16 protein-coding genes are annotated in these 22,172 nt (G+C 60.9%); 9 read left to right on the forward strand and 7 right to left on the reverse strand.

The window, feature by feature from the left end; all coding sequences use genetic code 11:
- Window positions 1-12 precede the first annotated feature (12 nt).
- Window positions 13-492, forward strand: a complete 480-nt coding sequence (locus tag ACTJJ7_RS14430) for a cytochrome c-type biogenesis protein (RefSeq protein ID WP_105736052.1) — start codon at window positions 13-15, stop codon at window positions 490-492.
- A gap of 10 nt (window positions 493-502) precedes the next feature.
- Here ACTJJ7_RS14430 and ACTJJ7_RS14435 read toward each other — a convergent pair whose 3' ends face one another.
- Window positions 503-1,369 (reverse strand): MBL fold metallo-hydrolase, encoded by an 867-nt coding sequence (locus tag ACTJJ7_RS14435; RefSeq protein ID WP_245421175.1) that lies wholly within the window; start codon window positions 1,367-1,369, stop codon window positions 503-505.
- A gap of 185 nt (window positions 1,370-1,554) precedes the next feature.
- On the opposite strand from ACTJJ7_RS14435, the gene ACTJJ7_RS14440 reads away from it, so the two are divergent.
- The 6 genes from ACTJJ7_RS14440 (at window position 1,555) to ACTJJ7_RS14465 (ending at window position 9,073) form a co-directional block, all read left to right on the forward strand.
- Window positions 1,555-3,090 (forward strand): Do family serine endopeptidase, encoded by a 1,536-nt coding sequence (locus ACTJJ7_RS14440; RefSeq protein ID WP_105736048.1) that lies wholly within the window; start codon window positions 1,555-1,557, stop codon window positions 3,088-3,090.
- 157 nt (window positions 3,091-3,247) lie between these two features.
- On the forward strand, window positions 3,248-3,934 hold the full coding sequence (locus ACTJJ7_RS14445; protein WP_130268982.1) for a response regulator transcription factor: 687 nt from the start codon (window positions 3,248-3,250) through the stop codon (window positions 3,932-3,934).
- Entirely contained in the window at window positions 3,931-5,334 is a 1,404-nt protein-coding gene (locus tag ACTJJ7_RS14450) for a sensor histidine kinase (protein WP_440967654.1), read from the forward strand. The genes ACTJJ7_RS14445 and ACTJJ7_RS14450 overlap by 4 nt, the downstream gene beginning before the upstream one ends.
- Window positions 5,331-8,303 (forward strand): bifunctional [glutamine synthetase] adenylyltransferase/[glutamine synthetase]-adenylyl-L-tyrosine phosphorylase, encoded by a 2,973-nt coding sequence (locus tag ACTJJ7_RS14455; protein WP_440967656.1) that lies wholly within the window; start codon window positions 5,331-5,333, stop codon window positions 8,301-8,303. The genes ACTJJ7_RS14450 and ACTJJ7_RS14455 overlap by 4 nt, the downstream gene beginning before the upstream one ends.
- Window positions 8,304-8,400: 97 nt before the next feature.
- Window positions 8,401-8,700, forward strand: coding sequence for a type II toxin-antitoxin system RelE/ParE family toxin (locus ACTJJ7_RS14460; RefSeq protein ID WP_440967658.1), 300 nt, complete (start codon window positions 8,401-8,403; stop codon window positions 8,698-8,700).
- Window positions 8,701-8,704: 4 nt separating this feature from the next.
- Window positions 8,705-9,073 carry a helix-turn-helix domain-containing protein gene (locus ACTJJ7_RS14465; protein ID WP_130268985.1) on the forward strand — a complete coding sequence of 123 codons (369 nt, stop codon included), beginning with the start codon at window positions 8,705-8,707 and terminating at the stop codon, window positions 9,071-9,073.
- A gap of 14 nt (window positions 9,074-9,087) precedes the next feature.
- On the opposite strand, the gene ACTJJ7_RS14470 is transcribed toward ACTJJ7_RS14465, so the two are convergent.
- Entirely contained in the window at window positions 9,088-11,433 is a 2,346-nt protein-coding gene (locus tag ACTJJ7_RS14470) for a PAS domain-containing sensor histidine kinase (protein WP_105736040.1), read from the reverse strand.
- A 302-nt stretch (window positions 11,434-11,735) separates the two neighbouring features.
- The gene (gene pepN / locus ACTJJ7_RS14475; RefSeq protein WP_440967660.1) at window positions 11,736-14,381 is read right to left on the reverse strand and encodes an aminopeptidase N; all 2,646 of its coding nucleotides are present in this window, start codon (window positions 14,379-14,381) and stop codon (window positions 11,736-11,738) included.
- Between the two features lie 292 nt (window positions 14,382-14,673).
- Between pepN and ACTJJ7_RS14480 the strand changes: the two genes are divergently transcribed.
- A complete protein-coding gene (locus ACTJJ7_RS14480; RefSeq protein WP_130269468.1) occupies window positions 14,674-15,588 on the forward strand; it encodes a DMT family transporter in 915 nt (304 codons plus the stop codon).
- A 1-nt stretch (window position 15,589) separates the two neighbouring features.
- Here ACTJJ7_RS14480 and ACTJJ7_RS14485 read toward each other — a convergent pair whose 3' ends face one another.
- The 3 genes from ACTJJ7_RS14485 to ACTJJ7_RS14495 form a co-directional block, all read right to left on the reverse strand.
- Window positions 15,590-16,837: an MFS transporter gene (locus ACTJJ7_RS14485; protein ID WP_440967662.1), complete on the reverse strand. Its 1,248-nt coding sequence runs from the start codon at window positions 16,835-16,837 to the stop codon at window positions 15,590-15,592.
- Between the two features lie 102 nt (window positions 16,838-16,939).
- Window positions 16,940-17,773, reverse strand: coding sequence for a uracil-DNA glycosylase (locus ACTJJ7_RS14490; protein WP_105736034.1), 834 nt, complete (start codon window positions 17,771-17,773; stop codon window positions 16,940-16,942).
- Between the two features lie 71 nt (window positions 17,774-17,844).
- Window positions 17,845-18,444 carry a hypothetical protein gene (locus ACTJJ7_RS14495; protein WP_440967664.1) on the reverse strand — a complete coding sequence of 200 codons (600 nt, stop codon included), beginning with the start codon at window positions 18,442-18,444 and terminating at the stop codon, window positions 17,845-17,847.
- Window positions 18,445-18,811: 367 nt separating this feature from the next.
- Between ACTJJ7_RS14495 and ACTJJ7_RS14500 the strand changes: the two genes are divergently transcribed.
- The gene (locus ACTJJ7_RS14500; RefSeq protein ID WP_440967666.1) at window positions 18,812-20,479 is read left to right on the forward strand and encodes an electron transfer flavoprotein-ubiquinone oxidoreductase; all 1,668 of its coding nucleotides are present in this window, start codon (window positions 18,812-18,814) and stop codon (window positions 20,477-20,479) included.
- Between the two features lie 26 nt (window positions 20,480-20,505).
- Here ACTJJ7_RS14500 and ACTJJ7_RS14505 read toward each other — a convergent pair whose 3' ends face one another.
- A complete protein-coding gene (locus ACTJJ7_RS14505) occupies window positions 20,506-21,549 on the reverse strand; it encodes an endonuclease/exonuclease/phosphatase family protein (protein ID WP_440967668.1) in 1,044 nt (347 codons plus the stop codon).
- Window positions 21,550-22,172: the final 623 nt, after the last annotated feature.

Consider the following 22,172-nt stretch of genomic DNA (forward strand, 5'->3'; position numbering starts at 1 on the left):
GGGAGCCGTGGCATGAGACGCGCGCTCGCCGCGGTTTTGCTGTTGCTGACGGCCCTGACCTTTGCGGCGACCGGCGCACGCGCCGTCTCGCCCGACGAGATGCTGGCCAACCCGGCACTGGAGACACGGGCGCGCACGCTTTCCACCGAGCTGCGCTGTATGGTGTGCCAGAACCAGTCGATCGATGACTCCAACGCGGATCTCGCCCGGGATTTGCGCGTGCTGGTACGTGAACGGCTGACGGCGGGGGATACGGACGAGCAGGTGCTCGATTTCATCGTCGCCCGCTACGGTGAGTTCGTCCTCCTGAAGCCGCGCCTGATGCTGAGCACGATCCTGCTGTGGGGATTTCCCGTTGCGGCGCTGATTGCCGGTGCAATCGCCATCGTGGTTTCGATTCGCCGCCGCCGCCGTTCCCCTCAGGAAACGGCGCCGCTGTCCGACAGCGAAAAGAAGCAGCTCAAGAAACTCCTGGCTGCTTCCAACGATTGATCCGCAACCACTATTTGCGATGTGCGCCGATGACCGATTCCACATTCTGCCGGTGGACCGGCTCATAGGGCGCGTAATAGGTGAGCACGCCCGAGCGGAAATCGTCGGCCGTAAACGCCTGCAGATCATCGCCAGCCAGCTCCGGCTCGTTGCGCAGGCGCATCAGCTTGCTGACATAGCGCCCCGTGGCGGCAATCAGTTCCGGTCCATAGCCGCCAGCCACGATCACATTCTCCGCGCCGTGATTGGGTAGGATTTTTTCAATATCCCAGGTTGAAATCCGTTCCAGATCGAGCAGGTGGTTTTCCAGCCGCTCCGGTTCCGCCACATAGGTGATCGGCTCTTCCAGCGTGTCGCCCGCAAACAGCAGCTTCAGATGCGGCAGGATCATCACCGTGCCGTCATGGCTGTGAATATCCACGTGGCGCAGCTGCACGGCGATATCGCCGACATTCAGATCGCGCTCGCCCGTAAAAATGCTGTTGGGCATCACCAGCGGCCGGATGGGCGGCGTGCCGTTCTCCAGCCGTTCCCTGTTGCCGGTGAGCGCCTTGGCCGTCAGATCATTGGCGATGATCTCGCAATCGGCGAAAACGGCATTGCCAGCCACATGGTCCACATGCCAGTGGCTGAGCACCACGCGGATATGGCGCACGCCTGCCTCCTGCAGCGCGTTGCGGATCAATGCCGCATGCTGGTTTGAAATACTGGTGTCATAAACGAGAGCTTCCTCGCCGGAAACGATGGCGTAGGAACACAGGCCGAGTGTATAGGCCCCGTCATCCAGCCAGTTTGGATCGGCGGAATAGGCGCGCGCGCCCTCTATCCTGCCATCGTAAAATGCATAAACGCCCGGATAGGGCTGGTGCGTACGCATTGTAGATCCGAGCGGCGGCATTGATGGCATATGGACTATCCTCCAGTGACTGACGAATCGCAGCGCCAGAAAATTATCTTACAAATTTGTCATGTTGCGGAAATGGCGGCGTAACGTTCTTATCTGTATCACTGTTGGTTATTAAACGGTCGGATTTCCGATCGGGCGTCCAAGGAGAAAGTTTTATGTCTAACAATCGTACGTCCTCCACTTACCGCAAGGGCATTGCTGCCGCGCTGCTCGCTTCGGCGCTCGCCGGGGGACTGCTGGCGACTGGCCCGCTCGCTGCCGTTGTGCCTGCGCAGGCTGAAGCCGTGCGTGTTGACGGCTCGCAGCAGCCCGGCTTTGCAGATGTCGTTGAAAAGGTGAGTCCCGCTGTTGTCAGCGTCCGGGTGAAGAGTTCGGTCCAGCAGACCGCCGATGACGGGTCGGGCATTCCCGGGTTCGACCAGCTTCCCGACAATCATCCGCTCAAGCGCTTCTTCTATGAATTCGGCGGTCCGAACGGCCAGCGCGGCATGCAGCAGCGCAAGGGTCCGCGCGATCACCAGAACCGTCCAGACCGCATGCGCCCCACCGCTCAAGGGTCGGGTTTCTTCATTTCGGAGGATGGCTATCTCGTCACCAACGACCACGTGGTCGAAGATGGCAGCACCTATACGGTTGTTCTCAATGACGGCACCGAACTCGATGCCAAGCTGATCGGCAAGGACAAGCGCACCGATCTCGCCGTTCTCAAGGTCGATGACAAGCGCAAGTTCACCTACGTGTCTTTCGGCGACGACAACAAGATGCGTGTCGGCCAGTGGGTCGTTGCGGTCGGCAATCCGTTCGGTCTCGGCGGCACGGTGACGGCCGGTATCATCTCGGCCCGCGGCCGCGATATCGGGGCCGGTCCCTATGACGACTTCCTGCAGATCGATGCGGCGGTCAACAAGGGCAATTCCGGCGGGCCGGCTTTCAACCTGAACGGTGAAGTCGTCGGCATCAACACCGCAATCTACTCGCCGTCCGGCGGCAGCGTCGGCATTGCCTTCGCCATCCCGTCGACGACGGCCAAGATGGTCGTGGACCAGCTGATCAAGACCGGCACCGTATCGCGCGGCTGGATCGGTGTGCAGATACAGCCCGTCAGCAAGGAAATTGCCGAATCGCTCGGCCTTTCCGAAGAAAAGGGCGCGCTGGTTGCCGAACCGCAGTCCGATGGTCCTGCCGCCAAGGCCGGTATCCAGTCGGGCGACGTGATCACCGCCGTCAATGGCGACACGGTTTCCGATCCGCGAGATCTGGCCAAGAAGATTGCCGCGATCAATCCGGGCAAGGATGCCGAACTGACAGTCTGGCGCAAGGGCGAGGCCAAGTCGCTCAATGTGTCCATCAAGTCGATGCCCGGCGATGACAAGCAGGCATCGAACAAGGACAGCGGCGGCAAGCATCAGGACCCGGCTTCGGTGCTGGATGATTACGGCCTGACGGTTGTTCCTTCCGACGATGGCAAGGGTGTCGTGGTGACCGACGTGGACCGCTCCGGCGATGCCGCCGACAAGGGCATCACGACCGGCGACATCATCGTCTCGGTCAACAACAAGCCGGTCAAGAGCGGCTCCGACATCGATGCGGCGATTGCCGAAGCGACGAAGAGCGGCCGCAAGGCAGTTCTCCTGCAGGTGCAGACCAATGACCAGTCGCGGTTCATCGCTCTGCCCATCAACCAGGGCTAACCGGTCCGGATGGGATTGCAGCGGCGCTGCACCTGTCCCCCGTTAGCGCCAAAGCAAAGGGCAGCAGATTGTCGACAGATCTGCTGCCCGCTTGCCGTAAAGGGTGCCATTGCTATGGTGCTTACCTCCGTCTCAAAACCGGCTTAGTATAATTGCCATGAAGATTCTCGTTATTGAAGATGACCGTGAAGCGGCCCGTTATCTGGAAAAGGCCTTTGCCGAGGCGGGTCACTCCGCCGATCTGGCGGGGGATGGCGAGACCGGCTATGCCCTGGCCGAGCAGGGCAGCTATGATGCGCTGATCGTTGACCGCATGCTGCCGCGCCGTGACGGTCTGTCCGTTGTCGCGGCCCTGCGCGCCCAGGGCATCGATACGCCGGCACTCATTCTTTCCGCGCTGGGCCAGGTGGATGACCGGGTGACCGGCCTGCGCGCCGGCGGCGATGATTATCTCACCAAACCCTACGCATTCTCGGAATTGCTGGCGCGCATCGAAGTGCTGCAGCGCCGTTCCAGCCCGAAAGAGGCGGAAACCATGTACCGGGTCGGCGATCTGGAACTCGATCGCCTGTCCCACACGGCCAAGCGCGCCGGGCAGGCCATTGTCCTGCAGCCGCGTGAATTCCGGCTGCTGGAATATCTGATGCGTCACTCCGGTCAGGTGGTGACCCGCACCATGCTGCTCGAGCATGTCTGGGATTATCATTTCGACCCGCAGACCAATGTGATCGACGTGCATGTCTCGCGCCTGCGCGGCAAGATCGAGAAGGGTTTCGACACGCCCCTGCTGCACACGGTGCGCGGCGCCGGCTATATGCTCAAGGCTGGCGGAATCGATGCATGAGCCGATTTTTTGCCATGATGAAAATGACAGCCGTCCGGCTGTCAGCGCTGTATCTGCTGCTCTTTACCGTTTGCGCCATCGTTCTGGTCTTCTACATGACCAGTCTTTCCGTCAATCTTCTCACATCCCAGACTGAGGCCGCCGTCAACGAGGAGGTCGAAAGCGTCGGCCAGTCCTATCAGCGTGCGGGTATTGCCGGTCTTGTGCGCTCAGTTGACCGGCGCAGCCGCCAGCCCGGCGCCTATCTCTATCTCGTCGCCGATCCCGCCGGACGCATCGTCGCCGGCAATGTCCAGAGTATCGAAGCGGGCGTTCTGCAGACCGATGGCTGGATCGAGAGGCCGATTGCCTATGAACGCTACGGCGAAACCAGCAGCGATCCGCAGGTGCACACCGCCATCGCGCGGGTGATCGTCATGCCCAATGGCATCCGTGTCATGGTCGGCCGCGATCTGGGCGAGCCGGAAAAGATCAGGCTCGTGGTCCGGCGCTCGCTCGGCGCGGCGCTGGGCATCATGGGCATCGGCGCATTCCTGATCTGGTTTTTCGTCGGGCGGCGCGCATTGCACCGGATCGACGAGGTTTCCGCCGCGTCGCAGCGCATCATGGGCGGCGATCTCGCCGGACGCTTGCCCGTCAGCGGTTCGGGTGATGAGTTCGACCGTCTGGCCGCCAATCTCAACGGCATGCTGGCGCGCATTCAGGAATTGAACGAGGGGGTGCGCCACGTCTCCGACAATATTGCGCATGACCTCAAGACACCGCTGACCCGCATGCACAACCGGGCGGAATCGGCCCTTGCCAATGCCACGACCACCAAGGCCTATCGGGCTGCGCTGGACGGGATGATTGCCGATTCAGACCAGCTGATCCGCACCTTCAATGCCATTTTGATGATCTCGCGGCTGGAATCCGGTTATTCCTCCGAAACGATGGAGCTGTTGCCGCTCTCGACTGTTGTGCAGGACGTCTACGAGCTGTACGAGCCGACGGCTGAAGACGCGGGCATCCGCTTCGCGCTGGGTGCGGAGGATGCAACGCCGGTCCGCATCAACCGCGAATTGGTCGGGCAGACCATCTCCAATCTCGTCGACAATGCCATCAAATATGCCGGCGGCGGTGAAAAGCCGGTGGAAATATCCCTCGCTGTGGAAAAGCAGGACCACACCATCCGGGTGATTGTCGCGGACAATGGCCCGGGCATCCCGCCCGATCAGGTGGATCGGGCCACGGAGCGTTTTGTGCGCCTTGAGGAAAGCCGTTCGCAACCGGGGTCAGGACTGGGTCTCAGTCTTGCCAAGGCGGTGATGAAATTGCACGGTGGTACTCTGGAATTGCAGGACAATGCTCCGGGGCTGCGCGCTGTGCTCGCTTTCCCGGTGGGGGAGGAGACCAAATGAATGTCAGGACCAGGGCATCCGGCCTTGATGATGCAGCGTTTTTCGCCCGCGATCTGCGCCCGCTGACACCGCTGGACAAGAAGGCGGCTGCCGCCTTTCTGGCCGAACTTGCCGGCAGCGCAGCCGACAAGGAATGCCCTGCCACCGCCGGTGTGAAGGGCCATGCACAGGCGGCGGTCTTCCTCGCGGCTGTCCTTGACCTTTCGCCCTATCTGCGCACGGTCTTCATCCGCCGCCCTGCCATCCTGGAACCGCTGTTCGCCATGCCGCTGGCACAGCGTCTTGAGGCGCTCATGCAGAGCGTGGCGGCAAGCTCGGAAGCGGAGAATGTCACCGAAACCGGCATTATGGCTGTCCTGCGCCAGCTGAAGCTGGAAGGCCATGTGCTGATTGCGCTGGGCGATCTTTCCGGCGTATTCGATACGGCAGAAACAACCCGCTGGCTGTCGCGGCTGGCGGAGGAAAGCGTGCGGGCGGCGGTGCGGTTCCTGCTGCGCGATGCGCATGAGTCCGGCAAGCTGAAACTCCCTGACCCCGGCCATCCGGAAAAGCAGTGCGGCTGGATCATCCTCGCCATGGGCAAATTCGGCGCGTTCGAACTGAACTATTCCTCCGATATCGACCTGATCGTCTTCATTGACGAGCACAGCCCGGCCATTCCCGATCCCTATGAATGCGTCGAAACGTTTTCGCGGCTGACGCGGCGTCTGGTACGCATCCTGCAGGACCGCACCGCCGACGGCTATGTCTTCCGCACGGATCTGCGCCTGCGCCCGGATCCGGGGTCAACCCCGCTGGCAATTCCCGTCGGCGCAGCGCTCAACTATTACGAGGGGCGCGGCCAGAACTGGGAACGCGCGGCCATGATCAAGGCGCGGCCCGTCGCCGGTGATATCGCGGCGGGCAAGCAGGTGCTGGCGGAGCTTGCGCCCTATGTCTGGCGCAAATATCTCGACTATGCGGCCATTGCCGACGTGCATTCGATCAAGCGGCAAATCCATGCCCATAAGGGCCACGGCGAAATTGCCGTGCGCGGGCACAATGTCAAGCTTGGCCGGGGTGGCATCCGCGAAATCGAATTTTTCGTGCAGACCCAGCAGCTGATTGCCGGTGGCCGTTTTCCGCAGCTGCGCGGCTCGCGCACGGTGGACATGCTGGCGGCGCTGAACGGCCTTGGCTGGATCAGCGCGGAAGCACGCGACACGCTGGTGGAGAAATACGGGTTTCTGCGCGATGTGGAGCACCGCATCCAGATGATCGCCGATGAGCAGACCCACATGCTTCCCGAGGATGACGAGAATTTCCTGCGGGTGGCTCACATGATGGGCTATCGTGACGGCGAGACCTTTGCCGCCGATTTCCGCCAGTCGCTGAAAACCGTCGAGACACACTATGCAGCGCTGTTCGAACAGGCGCAGGAGCTGGCGGGCGAGGCCGGCAATCTGGTGTTCACCGGCGATGTCGACGATCCCGACACGCTGGAAACCCTGACAAAATTCGGCTTCGAGCGCCCGAGCGATATCTGCCGCGTCATCCGCACCTGGCATTTCGGCCGCTACCGCGCCACCCAATCGGCGGAATCGCGCGAACGCCTGACTGAACTCACGCCGGTGCTGCTCAAGGCCTTCGGCGCGACGAGCCGGGCCGATGAAGCGCTGATGCGCTTCGACGAGATGATCAAGGGCCTGCCCGCGGGCATCCAGCTGTTCAGCCTTTTGCAGTCCAACCCGCGGCTGCTTGACCTGCTTGTCCTGATCATGGGTGCGGCGCCGCGCCTTGCCGACATCATCACACGCAAACCGCATGTCTTCGATGGCATGCTCGACCCGGCCATCTTCGCCGATATCCCGACCCGCGCCTATCTGGCCGACCGGCTGGAAAACTTTCTCGGGCCAGCCCAGGTCTATGAGGATATTCTCGATCGCCTGCGGATTTTTGCAGCCGAGCACCGCTTTCTCATCGGCATCCGGCTTCTGACCGGCGCCATTGACGGTATTCGGGCCGGCAAGGCTTTTTCCGATCTCGCTGATCTGGTCATCGACCGGGCCCTGCAGGCGGTGATTGACGAATTTGCCAGCAAGCACGGCGTGGTGTCGGGCGGGCGCATCGCCATTCTGGGCATGGGCAAGCTTGGCAGCCGCGAGCTGACGGCGGGGTCCGATATCGATCTCATCCTGCTCTACGACCATGATGCGGATGCCGAGGAATCCGATGGCGAAAAGCAGCTGGCACCGTCGCAATATTATATGCGGCTGACCCAGCGCCTGATTGCAGCGCTGTCCGCCCCGACGGCGGAGGGCGTTCTCTATGAGGTGGATTTCCGCCTGCGCCCCTCCGGCAACAAGGGGCCTGTGGCAACGCACATCGATTCCTTCCGTAAGTATCAGCGTACCGAAGCCTGGACCTGGGAACACATGGCGCTGACCCGGGCGCGGCCGGTGGCGGGCGATACCGCGCTGTTCGGCGAGATCGAGACGGATATCAGCGCCATTCTCGCGCTGCCGCGCGATCCGGCCAAGATCGCCAAGGACGTGGCCGAAATGCGGGCGCTGCTGGAAACCGAGAAGCCGCCGCGCGATGCCTGGGACATGAAGCTGATCCCCGGCGGCATCATCGACCTCGAATTCATCGCCCAGTTCGCCGTGCTTACCGGCAATGTCGAGGGCCCGATCATTGCTCATTCGACGGCGGAGGTGCTGACGAAACTCAAGGCGGGTTTCGCCGCGCCCGACGTGACGGATCAGCTGGTGGGGGCGGCCAATCTCTATACGGAACTGACGCAGATCATCCGGCTTTGCCTGAACAGCGACACGCGGCGCGAGGATTTTCCGCCCGGCCTTGGCGATTTGCTCTGCCGCGCCTGCGATCTTCCCGACCTCGGGCGGGTGGAAACCCATCTGGAAGACACGGCCAAATCGGTCCGCAAGACATTCAATGCAGTGCTGCGTGAGGCACAAAAGAAAAACTAACTGGAAGATATCTGCTTGAACTGATATAAGCTGCGGCCTATATTCAGTCATGAGTTGGACAGTTCTTGAACATCCGGATTTTTCCAAAGAGCAAAAATTGCTCGATCCGGATGTCGCAGACAAGCTGGATGAAGTGCTCATCGCTCTTGCGAAGGTAGGACCGCACTTGGGACGGCCGCTGGTCGATACGCTTTATGGTTCGAAACACCCGAACATGAAGGAAATCCGCTTCTCGATCAAAGGCGCGTGGCGCTTCGCTTTTGCCTTCGATGCCGAACGGCAGGCGGTGATCCTGATTGGCGGCAACAAGGAAGGTGTGAGCCAGAAGAGATTTTACAAGCTTCTCATCAAGGAAGCGGACAAGCGCTTTGATGAGTGGCTGGAAGCCGAGGAATGAGGCAATGACAAAATTCAGGAAATCGGAATTTCAGTCCGCAACGGACCGGATCAAGTCCTTGCCGGAGGCGCGTCAGGACAGGATTCACGCCGGGGCGAACGTCATCATCGAAGCCATGCACCTTGCCGAAGTTCGCAAGGCGCTCGATGTGACACAGGTTGCTCTCGCGGAAGCAAGCGGCCTGCAACAGGGCGAAATCTCCCGGATCGAAAACCATACGGAAAATGTGCAGCTGAAGACGCTCGAGAAGTACGTGCTGGGCCTTGGAGGGACATTCAAGATTGTGGCTGATTTTCCCGATGGCACGCATGCGGAAATTCCGCTGCGCTCGGGCAAGCCCGTCAAATCACGCATCAAGATGGAAACGCATTGATCCCGTAGAGCGTTCTAAACCGGCCATTCCTCCCGCACCGGGCCGATGGTCCGGGTGGGGATGCGCACGGAGACGATGGTGCCGACGCCCTCGGTCGAACGGATTTTCAGCGCGCCGCCATGCAGCTCGGTCAGCGAGCGGGAAATGGCAAGCCCGAGGCCCGAACCCGTATGCGTCTTGGTGAACTGGTTTTCCACCTGTTCGAACGGCTGGCCGATCTTCTTCAGCGCCGATTTCGGGATGCCGCAGCCCGTATCCTCGATGGTGAACACCAGCGCGCCCGACACTTTGCGCGCCCGCACCGAGATGCGTCCGCCCGTATCGGTGAACTTTACCGCATTTGACAGAAGGTTGATCAGGATCTGCTTGATCGCCCGCCGGTCGGCATTGAGCGTAACGCTGTCGGCGATCTTCGTCTCGACCTTCACGTCCTTGTTGAGCGCCTGCAGCGAGACGACGCGCACCGTCTCGTTGATCAGCGGGCAAAGGTCGATCTCTTCACGGTCGAGCGAGAAGTGACCGGCTTCGATCTTCGACATGTCGAGAATGTCATTGATCACGTTGAGCAGGTAATTGCCGCTGGTGTGGATATCATGCACATACTCCTCGTAGCGGTCGGAACCGAGCGGCCCGAACGTGCCGGAATGCATGATTTCGGAGAAGCCGATGATGGCGTTGAGCGGCGTGCGCAGCTCGTGCGACATGTTGGCGAGGAATTCGGATTTCGCCCGGTTGGCGGCCTCGGCGCGTTCCTTCTCCACCGCATATTTGCTGTTGAGTTCGGTGAGTTCGAGCGTGCGCTCGATTTCGGATTTGCGCGCAAGGCTGAGGTCGTGAATGGTCGCCATCAGGCGCCGCTCGCTGTCCACCAGCCGCTCCTCGTGCACCTTCAATTGGGTAATGTCCGTGCCCACGGAAACAAGCCCGCCATCCTGCGTGCGCCGTTCATTGACCTGCAGCCAGCGGCCGTCCGCCAGCTGCCGTTCGAAGGTCAGGGCGCCGGCACGGCCATGCTCGTTGGCCATGCGCTTTTCAAACGCAACCGCACGGATGCGCGGCTCCAGTTCATCCCGGCCGATGCCGGGAAGCAGGCATTCATTGGCGAGGCCGGAATATTCGTTAAACTTGCTGTTGGACATGACCAGGCGATTGTCCGCATCCCAGAGAACGAAGGTTTCGGAAATGCTCTCGATGGCCTCGCGGATGCGCTGGTCGGCCTGTGCGGTCTGCTGGGCAAAGCGGTGCTGTTCGCTGACATCGACGGCAACGCCGACGAGATGCGTATCGCCGACAGTGGCATCGGCAACCTGCGCGCGCACCCGCATCCAGACCCAGTGGCCCTCGGCGTGGCGCATGCGGAACACCCGGTCGATCTGGCTGATCTCACCCGCCGCCACCTGGGCGGCCAGGCTGTAAAGCTTGTCGTCGTCCTCGTGGATGATGGACGAGATATCGCCGAGCGACAGGATCGCGTCATAGGCTTCATAGCCAAGCATTTCATACATGGACCGCGACCAGTAGACCCGGCCGCGCGCCATGTCCCAATCCCACAGCCCGCAGCGCCCGCGCGCAAGCGCCGTATCCACCCGCGCCTGGGTGTGCTGGTAGAGCGCATCGGCATCCTGCGCCCGGGCCGACTGGCTGAAATAGGCATAGAGGACCACCAGCATGATCGCGGCGGTTCCGGCGAAGAGCGTGACATTGACGGATATCATCCGCCGCCATTCGGCAAAGATTGCATCGACCGGATGCATGACGAAGACGGAATAGCCGCCGCTGCCGGTCCGGCTAAAGGCGGCAAGACCCTTCGTGCCGTTCATGCGCACTTCCATCACCCCGGCGCGCTCGCCGAAGAGGAACAGCGGCTGGCCGTCGGTGACGAAGCTTTCGAGGTTCTTGTCGCGCCAGCGGTCGCCGCCATCCGACGAGGCGACGATCTTCGATTCACCCGAGGCAATGGCGATCCACATGCCATGCGGGATGAGGTCGTTGGAGCGCATTTCGGCGATGATGTTCTGCAGCTCGCCGCTGTCGAGTTTCTGGCCGGCCTTCATGCGGTTGTCGATGATGCTCGCCATGTGGCTCGCGGCCAGCGCCAGCGTGGCGCGGGCTGTCCGCTCCGTATCGTCGCGCCAGGACAGGAGCGACATCGCACGGGCTGTTGCAAGGATGATGAGGAAAACAATGATCAGCGGCGGAATGGCACGGCGCAGGTAAGGCTCGGCCGCCAGCAGCTTGCCGTAGGCAGGGTCAGCGAGAAGTTTGATATGACCGGAAAGACGGGTGCGCCCCCGCGCAGTCTCCCGCTTTCCGGCATAATCCTTCCCCGTCGGCGCGCGATACGCGTCCGCATTTGCCATCGAATGGCCCCCTCAATTGCCTTTATAATCAGTGATTTGCTTCGCCACGCCGCACATCCGAAGCACCTGTAGTGAATCAAAACTGATTCGGTGTGTCCAGTCCTTTTGTTAAATATTTAGCAATCATTGTGGCAGGCATGAATCAGTTTTGCAGCCGGTTCGACTAAGCCTTTGAAAAGACTCCAAGTCCGGAAAAGGCCGGCGAGGGGTAAAACGATGCCCCGGCCGGTGGATAACCGGCCGGGGCATCAAAACGGGGAAGAGGCAGCCGAATCTTGAGGTAAAACCGGCGCGAAGCCGGCTCAGGCAAGCGTCCTTTGAACGATGTCGCTGACGTCGGCGGAGAGGTCCTTGACCACGGCAATGGAGGCCAGGGCCTCACGCGCATGCTCGCGCCGCACCGCCTCGAACGACCGCCAGGACCGCATGGCGGTCAGGAGCCGCGCCGCGAGCTGGGGGTTCTTCTTGTCGACGGTCAGGATCGTCTCGGCGAAGAACCTGTAGCCCTCGCCATCGGCACGGTTGAACCCGGTCTGGTTGCCGCTGGAGAAGGCGCCGATGAGGCCGCGCGTGCGGTTGGGATTGTCGAGCGAGAACAGTTTGTGGGTCATCAGATGGCGGACGCGGGCCAGGGCGCCTTCGCCCGGCTGGGTCGCCTGGACGATGAACCATTTGTCCATGACGAGGGCATCATTGCCGAAGCGGTCCTCGAACGCCTTGAGCGCACTCTTTGTCTGGCTGCTGTCGCCGAACCGCTGCACGAGCACCGCCAGTGCCGCAACGCGGTCGGTCATATTGTCCGCATGGTTGAACTGGGCCGCCGCGCGTTTCGGGCTGCCGTCGGCAGTGCTGAGATAGTCGAGCAGCACGTTACGCAGCGAACGCCGGCCGGCGCTGGCCGCATCGGGCCGGAACGGGCCGCTGTGGTCAAGATCGTCATACAGCTGATCGAATTTGGCAGCATGGATTTCGGCAACGGCGCGAATGAATGCCTCGCGGCTGCCGAGGATCGCATCGGGATCGATATTGCTGCCAAGTTCCCGGGCGATATCGCTTTCCGATGGCAGGCCGAGGCACAGCGCCCGGAAGGCCTCGTCGAGAGTGCCGTTGAAGGCGATTTCGCCGAGAAGCTTGATCGACGAGCTTTCGATGGTGGCGGATTTGCCGCCGCGCACGCGCTTGGCATTGCTGGTCAGTTTGGCCGTGAGCAGCTGGGTCAGCGCCTGCCAGCGGTTGACGGCATCGCCGTCGTGCCGGGCAAGGAAGGTCAGATCGGAGCGGGTGAGTTCGCTGGTCATGGTGACCGGAGCGGAGAAGCCGCGCAAGAGCGACGGCACTGGCCGTTCGGTGATGCCGGAAAAGCTCAACCGCTCCTTGCGCTTGAACAGGTGGATGACATCGCCCTTGACCGTGCCGCCCTTGACCGATTTCGGCTTCAGCTCGCGCCCCTTGGCGCCCAGCAGGGCAAACTGCACGGGGATGTGCATGGGCTTCTTCGACGACTGTCCGGGGGTGGCTTTCAGCGATTGTTCGATCTCGATTTCAAAGGTCTGCGTCGCCTGGTCGTAATCATAGGTGACGGCAAGGTTGGGTGTGCCCGCCTGATCATACCACAGGGCAAACTGGCTCAGATCCTCGCCGGAGGCATCCTCGAACACCTTGATGAAGTCCTCGATTGTCGCCGCGTCGCCGTCATGACGCTCGAAATAGAGGTCCATCCCCTTGCGGAAGAGTTCGGCGCCAAGGATGGTGCGGATCATGCGCACGACTTCCGAGCCCTTTTCATAGACGGTTGCCGTGTAGAAATTGTTGATCTCGCGGAACTGGCGCGGGCGCACGGGATGGGCGAGGGGCCCGGCATCTTCCGGGAACTGGTGGGCCTTGAGGCCCTTGACCTCGGCGATGCGCTTGACGGCGCGCGAGCGCATGTCGGCGGAAAATTCGTGGTCGCGGTAAACCGTCAGGCCTTCCTTCAGGCACAGCTGGAACCAGTCACGGCAGGTGATGCGGTTGCCCGTCCAGTTGTGAAAATATTCATGGGCGATCACCGCTTCGATGCCGGCATAGTCGATGTCGGTCGCGGTTTCGTGGTCGGCGAGCACATATTTGTCGTTGAAGACGTTGAGCCCCTTGTTTTCCATCGCGCCCATGTTGAAGTCGGACACGGCGACGATGTTGAACACCTCGAGATCATATTCGCGGCCGAACACCTCCTCGTCCCACTTCATCGAGCGCTTGAGCGCATCCATGGCATAGAGCGCGCGCGGTTCCTTGCCGTGCTCCACATAGATGCCAAGATCGACAGGACGGCCAGAGGCGGTGGTGAAACGGTCGGTGATGACGCCGAGGTCGCCCGCCACAAGTGCAAAGAGGTAGGCAGGCTTGGGATGGGGATCGTGCCAGACGGCAAAGTGCCTTCCATCGGGAAGGGCGCCCTTTTCGCCCGGATTGCCGTTGGCCAGAAGCAGCGGCGCTTCCCCGGCATCGGCTTCGACGCGCACCGTATAGACCGACAGAAGGTCGGGACGGTCATAGTAATAGGTGATGCGGCGGAAACCCTCCGCCTCGCACTGGGTGCAGTAGACGCCGCTGGAGCGGTAGAGGCCGGTCAACTGGCGGTTGGTTGTCGGATTGACCTGCGTGGTGATCTGCAGTTTGAACGTGCCGCTCTCGGGCAGGGCACTGATTTCAAGGCGATCCGGCGTTGCGACGTAAGCATTGTCGCCCAATGCAACGCCATCGATGCTGATGTCGAGGAGTGTGAGTTCGTCACCGTCAAGGACAAGCGGTGCATCGGCGGCAACACCCGGCCGGCGTTCGATATGCAGTGTCGACCTGACGATGGTGCGCTCCGCATGGAGCGAGAATTCGAGATGGGTTTCAGGAATAAGAAAATCGGTTGGCTTGTAATCTTCAAGATGAAAGATCTGGCCGGTATCGGTACGCATTGGGAAACTGTCCTTTTTGTGGTGCCGGACCGTAGCCGTGTTTGTCCCGCCACACAACAAAGCGGCCGGTTTTTTCCGCGTATGCTGTTGCTTTTGTTCACTTCCGTATGTGCTTGAAACATGCAACGTGATCGCATTGGTATCTGGAAGGATTCTTCAAAGTAACCTATACAGATATATCAATTCTGTTTCTCTCCGTTCGCTCCCTCAAGGAATACCAGTCGTGACAACTATCGTTCACCAGAAAGACGGTGGACCACCCCTCACGGATAAGGTGCGCAGCACCAATGTCATGCTCGGAATTGGCCTCAAGGTCGCTTCGGTCTGCGTCTTCGTCTGCATGTCCAGCCTGCTCAAGGCGTCGGACGGCATCCCCGCGGGACAGCTGGTGTTCTTCCGCTCCTTCTTCGCCATCTTTCCGGTCATCGTCTTCATCGCGTGGCAGGGCCAGCTGAACGTCGCGTTCAAGACCAATGAACCCTTCAGCCATTTCTGGCGCGGTTTTGTCGGCGTCAGCGCCATGAGCGCCAGTTTCTACGGCCTTACCAAGCTGCCGCTGCCGGAAGCGATTGCCCTCAGCTATGCCACGCCTCTGCTGACCGTATTGTGCAGCGCGGTCTTCCTGCGCGAGACGGTGCGGCTCTACCGCTGGAGCGCGGTGTTTGTCGGGCTCATCGGCGTGCTGATCATTCTCTGGCCGCGCATGACCTTCTTCACCGGCGAAAGCGAATTCGGCGGCGAAGAGGCCGTTGGTGCGCTGGCTACCCTCTGCGGGGCGGGGCTCGCGGCCATTGCCATGCTGCTGGTGCGGCGTCTGGTCCAGACCGAACGCACCCCGACCATCGTCGTTTATTTCTCGATTGCCTCAAGCGTGATCGCTCTGGTCAGTCTGCCTTTCGGCTGGGTCTGGCCCACGCCGGTGCAGGCGACATTCCTGGTCATGGCCGGGATTGCCGGCGGCGTGGCGCAAATCCTTTTGACCGAGAGCTACCGGCATGCCGACATGTCGACCATCGCGCCGTTTGAATATACGTCGATGCTGCTCGGCCTGGTCATCGGCTACATGCTGTTCGGCGATATTCCGTCCAGCGAAATGATGACGGGTGCGGTCATCGTCATCAGCGCCGGCATCTTCATCATCTATCGCGAGCGCCAGCTCGGGCTTGCCCGGGCGAGGGCGCGCAAGGCCTCGACGCCGCAGGGCTGACCTAGTCGTCCTTGGCCGTGCTGATGGCCGGGTTGAGCTGAAGGGTTTCCGGCGTCTGCGGCCTGTCCGGCGCGCGGTAGACGAAATCCGGCCGCTCGGATGGCACCTGCCGGGCCCGGCGCAGGCTGCGCCAGAAGGCGTAGGAACCATAGGCCGCATAGCAGCCCGCCATGGTCATGAAGAACCCGGCGGGGCCAGTGACATCCATCAGCCGTCCGGCAATCTGCGGGCCGATCATGCTGCCGATGCCATAGACGATCAACAGCCCGCTCGAGACTTTGACGAATTCGCTCGGCTCGGCAAAATCATTGGCATGGGCGACGTTGAGCGAATAGATCGGAAACAGCACCGTGCCGAAGGCGAACATCAGGGAATAGATGACCCAGGGGGTAACAGGCTGCACGATGATCATGGTCACGGACAAAAGCACACCGACCATACCGGCCACCACCATCACATAGCGCCGGTCGACAAAGTCGGAGATGCGCCCGATGGGATACTGGAAGATGGCGCCGCCGATCATGGCGCTGGCAACCATCGTGGCGATATCGAAGGTCGACAGGCCGATTTCGCGGCCATAGATCGCTGACAGGAAATTCCACGCGCCCGCTATGATGCCGGCAATCAGCGAGCCGATCATCGCCGCGGGCGATTTGCGGTAGAGGCCGGGCAGGTCGAGCGAAACCTCGGTCAGCGGCCGCGGCGACTGGGCATTGGATAGCCCGGTTGGCACGAGGGCCGCCGCATAGATCAGCGCCCCGATCATGAACAGCGCCTGTGTCGCCGGATTGCCGAACGGCAGGATGTATTGCCCGACCAGCAGGCCGATCATCGACACGATCATGTAGATTGAAAACACCATGCCGCGCGTGGCGTTGGTCACGCGCTCGTTCAGCCAGCTTTCAATCACCATGTAGCTGCCGGCCAGCGAGAAACCGGCAAGCGCCCGGAACAGGGTCCAGGCCCAGGGATCGATGATGAGCCCATGCAGAAGCATCGACATGCTGAGCAGGGTCAAAAGAACGGCAAAAACGCGGACATGGCCGACGCGGCGCACCAGCCGCGGAACGACAATGCAGCCGCCGGTGAAGGCGAGGGCATAGCCCGTGCCAAGCCAGCCGACCGTGGTCGGCGACCAGCCTTCCATCCCGGCGCGCAACGGCAGCAGAATGCCTGCCAAACCTCCGGCGGTCAGCATCAGAAAGGTGCTGGTCAACAGTGCCGTGATCGGCAAGAGCTGGCGAAACATGTGGGTACCCTGCGTTTCTGCACCGGAAAGTACAGGTTTCACCGGGCTTCAGAGCCGGAAATTACGACACTGTCATTCCAGTTTTGCGGCATGGCATATGGATTATTGCGTGAGGGCGCGCAACTGCATTTTGGCGGCAATGAAATCACGCCAGGCAAAGCGTTTCTGGGCCGAATTGCGCAGGAGATAGGCCGGATGCAGCGTCGGCATGACGGGGATGTCGATGCCCGCTGCGGTCCGATGGGTCTTCCAGTTGCCGCGCAGCCGCAAAATGCCTTCCGGCGCATGGGTCAACGCCTTGGCGGCAGGCCCGCCGAGGGCAACCAGCAGTCTGGGGGCGGCAAGTTCGATCTGCCGTTCGAAGAAGGGGCGGCAAATCTCGGTTTCCAGCGGCGTCGGCGTACGGTTGCCCGGCGGGCGCCAGGGAATGGTATTGGCGATGTAGACGCCGGTGCGGTCAAGGCCGATGGCGGCGAGCATGCGGTCGAGCAATTGTCCGGAACGGCCAATGAATGGCACGCCTTCCAGATCCTCCTCGCGTCCGGGCGCCTCGCCGACGAACATGATGGGGGCGTGCGGATTGCCGTCGGCAAACACCAGGTTCTTGGCGGTGAATTTCAGATTGCAGCCGTCGAAGGATGCGAGTTGCTCGCGCAACTGTTCAAGCGTCGTGGCGCTCGAGGCGAGCTGGCGCGCCAGCGCAATCTTGGTGTCGTCGGGAACGGAGGTCTTGTTCAAAGCCGGCGCTGCCACCGGTTGCGGCTCCGGCCGTGGCCGCTCGGCCTGCGGTGCGGCTTGGCGCGTTGCAGCAGGCGGCGGCTGAACAGGCTGGCGGGCGGGCTCCACCGCGGCAAAGCGATCGACCGGCACGTCTTCGAGCGGTGTGTCGGCACCGGCTTCGGCATAAAAGTGCAAGAGTTCACGCAGGTCGGGCAATGGCTGATCCTTGAACCCGGATTGGAGCGGGCCTTCCCTTCAAGTCGCAAATTGCGCGCGTGATTGCAAGGTCAGGTGGAGGGAATGCGCGGCTCCTGCACCAGATAAAATATGCGCTTGGGGGTAAAATCGCCAATGGGGAAATCCATCGTCACATTTGCCTTCGGGTCTACCTTGCCATCATGAAACAGCATGCGGTCATAGGGCTCGAAATCATCGTCGTAGGCGGCAAACAGATTGGAGTGAATCATCCCGGTCAGGTCGCAGGGCTGGCAGAAGGAAAGCCCGTCACTATAGTCACTCGGCTCCCCAAGCAATGACTGCAATTCGAAGAAAAACTCCTGCCACGGACGGCCGCTGCCGTTGACGGCCCGGATCTGCAGATGGAACAGCAGGCCAAAACCCTTGGGCGCGAATCCTGGCTGGCCCACGCTGGCGTTGCGAATGACGAGCGTGACCGGAACGATATCATTCAGCTCTTCGGTGATGACGATCGGATCTTCGGTCGTGCCGGTGCCGGTGACCGAACGGATGCTGAACCCGCCCATTTCATCGGAAAAACTATAGGGCCCAACGGTCCATTTTTTCTGCTCTTGCGCCGCAGAATGGGTGAAAATCATGGTGACAGCCAGAACGCTGCCCATTGTCCAGATCATCCAAAGTGATCTCATCCCGTCTCCGCTTGTTGGTTATCCCCGATCCACCAGCAGTTTTTTATGCGAGACATTTCAATTGACGCGAGTATGAACGAAATGTGTAAAGGCGCAACTGGGTCCATCTGCAGGCAAATGCCTCTTGCCCGCCCTTGCTGTCACAGCCGTTATCCTGTTCCCGAGCCTTGGAAATTCCGTCGTATAGGCGGCCGAAATATTGACGTTTACGTCAAGGTAACTTATAAATTGTGGAAATGGTCGTAGGATGAGGGCAATTGGCCGCATCTTGAATGGATGCTAGCCTCTGTCATACGGCTATTGTTGCGTTACAAATGGGAAAAACACAGGCGAAGTGTTTGCGGGGCATAGCATTCAGGAGGACTTCATGAGCGAGACACACGAACTTCCAGAGCGGGAGAGCATGGAGTTTGATGTCGTGATTGTCGGCGGCGGCCCATCGGGCCTGTCTGCGGCGATCAGGCTCAAGCAGATCAATCCTGAACTGTCGGTCGTCGTGCTGGAAAAGGGTGGCGAGGTCGGAGCCCACATTCTCTCCGGCGCGGTCGTTGATCCCATCGGCGTTGACAAGCTGCTGCCGGGCTGGCGGGACGAGGAGGGGCACCCCTTCAAGACACCCGTGACAGCGGATCATTTTCTGGTTCTGGGACCGGCGGGCTCCGTCCGGCTGCCGAATTTTGCCATGCCGCCGCTGATGAACAATCACGGCAATTTCATTGTTTCGCTCGGCAATGTCTGCCGCTGGCTCGGCACCAAGGCCGAAGAGCTGGGCGTCGAGATTTATCCCGGATTTGCCGGTTCCGAAGTTCTCTATGACGATAGCGGCGCGGTCATCGGCGTGGCCACCGGTGACATGGGCATCGAAAAGGACGGTTCGCACGGCCCGGCCTATACGCGCGGCATGTCGCTGCTCGGCAAATACACGCTGATTGCCGAAGGCGCGCGCGGCTCGCTCGCCAAGCAGCTCATCAGCAAGTTCAAGCTCGACGAAGGCAAGGAACCGGCCAAGTTCGGCATCGGCCTGAAGGAGCTCTGGCAGATCGATCCGGCCAAGCACAAGCTGGGCCTCGTGCAACATTCCTTCGGCTGGCCGCTTGACCTGAAGACGGGCGGCGGTTCGTTCCTCTATCACCTTGAGGACAATACGGTGGCTGTCGGCTTCGTCATGCACCTCAACTACAAGAATCCCTATCTGTCGCCGTTCGAGGAATTCCAGCGCTTCAAGACGCATCCGGCCATCCGCGGCACGTTCGAGGGCGGCAAGCGCCTTGGCTATGGCGCACGGGCGATCACAGAAGGCGGCTGGCAGTCGGTGCCGAAACTGTCCTTCCCCGGCGGCGTGCTGATCGGTTGCTCGGCTGGTTTCGTCAATGTGCCGCGCATCAAGGGATCGCACAATGCCATGCTCTCGGGCATGCTGGCGGCCGAACATGCGGCCGAGGCACTGGCGGCGGGACGGGCCAATGACGAGCTGATCTCCTACGAAAACGCCTGGCGCACCAGCGAAATCGGCAAGGACCTGAAGCGCGTACGCAACGTCAAGCCGATGTGGTCGAAACTCGGCACTGTCGGCGGCGTGGTGCTTGGCGGCATCGATATGTGGCTGAACACGATTTTCGGCGGCTGGTCACCCTTTGGCACGTGGAAGCACGGCAAGTCCGACGCGGCATCGCTGGAACCGGCAGCCAGGCACAAGCCGATCGCCTATCCCAAGCCCGATGGCGTCTTGACCTTCGACCGGCTGTCCTCGGTGTTCCTGTCCAACACCAACCACGAGGAAAACGAACCGGTCCACCTCATCGTCAAGGATCCGGCGCTGCAGAAGTCATCGGAACACGATGTCTTTGCCGGGCCATCGACGCGCTATTGCCCGGCGGGTGTTTATGAATGGGTCGAGGAAAGCACCGGCCCGAAATTCGTGATCAACGCGCAGAACTGCGTTCACTGCAAGACCTGCGATATCAAGGACCCGAACCAGAATATCAACTGGGTGCCGCCGCAGGGCGGTGAGGGGCCGGTCTATACCAGCATGTGATGAAGAGCCCGGTTGATCCGGGCTTTTTACTGGCCCTGCAGCAGAGGCTCCGTGGCATCGCGGCCAAGCATCACAGTCTGCAAATCCGGGCCGTCATCAGCTGCCGCATCGATTGCGAACCGCAGAAGCAGCGGCAGGTGATCCGAGCCGGCCGGCCCGAGCGTTTCGACGCTCGTGCCCGATATGCGGCTTGATACGAGAATATGATCAAGCGGCAGGCCGACCCATCTGGCCGCCTTCGCCAGCGTGCCGTTGATCAGCCAGCTCGGGCGCAAGCCATCCGCCGGCATGGTTTTGCTGGCCACGGCGATCTGGCGAACGGTTTGGCTCCACGGTGCCGCATTGAAATCACCGGCAACAATCATTGGTCCCTGCAGCCGTTCGAAATAGGGCCGCATTTCCTCGACATTGTCGGGTTGCGCAAATGGCCAAGGCCAGTCCAGGTGCAGGGCGGCAACCAGTGCCGTGCGTCCGCCGAAATCAATCCGTGCGAGGCCGGCAAGGGCGTTGCCGATGCATTGCGGCGTCGTGCCCAGCGCAAAGGGGCGGCGGGAGAGGATCGCCACGCCGCCGATGCGTTTGCTGCTGGGGCAGTAGAGATTGTAGGGATACCGCGCTTCGATCGCCGCAAGCTTCGCCCGCCAGCTGTCCGAAACCTCCTGCAGGGTGATGACGTCGGGGCTCTGCTGCGCAATCAGACGGATAGCCTGCGTCTGGTCGGCATTGTCGAAACGAAGATTCAACTGCAGCAGCGTGTATTGCGGCTGGCTGGATGGCGCCGCGGCTGGCGGCGTTCCCGCTGACGCGGGTGCGGGAGCAGGGGCCAGCACGGTCGACAGGGCCATGACCGCCAGAATGATGGTCATCAGACCTTCCCGCCACAACCCCATGAAAAGGGCTGGCAGTGCCGTGAGGATCATGAGCGCGGCGAGGTGCATGCGGAAGTGCGCAAAGGCATCGAAAACCGGATGCACGGCACCGAAAAATCCAAGCACCAGCGGCACCGACAGCAGGACCGGTACAAGCACGGCCGCGAGCTTTATCCAGGATGATTTTGTCGTTGTGGTCATGGTCACGCATTAAACGGTCAATTGCGACGCAATCAAGATGCCGAATGCCGGATCGCATTCTCCGCTCCTTCCGTGACGGACCATCACCGCAACTCTCACATGCACACCGCCTTCAAACTTCAACCCTGCATTCGTTGCTGTTTGTGCGGGATTTGCGAAGTTGCGGATTGAGTGATCCTGAGTTTGAGAGTGAAGCAGCATGCACCGAGCCAGCCGGTGCATCGAGAAGATGGGCCTCTCGACCATGGCAATGGCCTTGCTCTCAAAACTGGAGGTGAAGCAATGTGGTATAGACCGCTTGTTATCACTCTGGAAATGAAAAGAACCCGGAGCAGTTGGACACTGACCCTCCGGGTTCGATTCATTATCTAGAAAACGGAGGTGGGTGAAAGCCCATCTCCACTCCAGAAGAATACGGTATTCTGGCCCAAATTCCAAGCCGATTTTCCGTCGATGATCCGCCTATCACCTCAAAACAGCCTGCTGAAACAACCATGAAATGCAGAGCTTCTCAGCGCTCAACCCTGCATTCGTTGCTGTTCTCGTGGAATTTGCAAAGGTGCCTGTCACGCAGGTATTTGAGAGTGAAGCAGCATGCACCGAGCCAGCCGGTGCATCGGGAG

This window comes from Phyllobacterium sp. 22229 (genome assembly GCF_052056495.1).
Taxonomy (GTDB): domain Bacteria; phylum Pseudomonadota; class Alphaproteobacteria; order Rhizobiales; family Rhizobiaceae; genus Phyllobacterium; species Phyllobacterium myrsinacearum.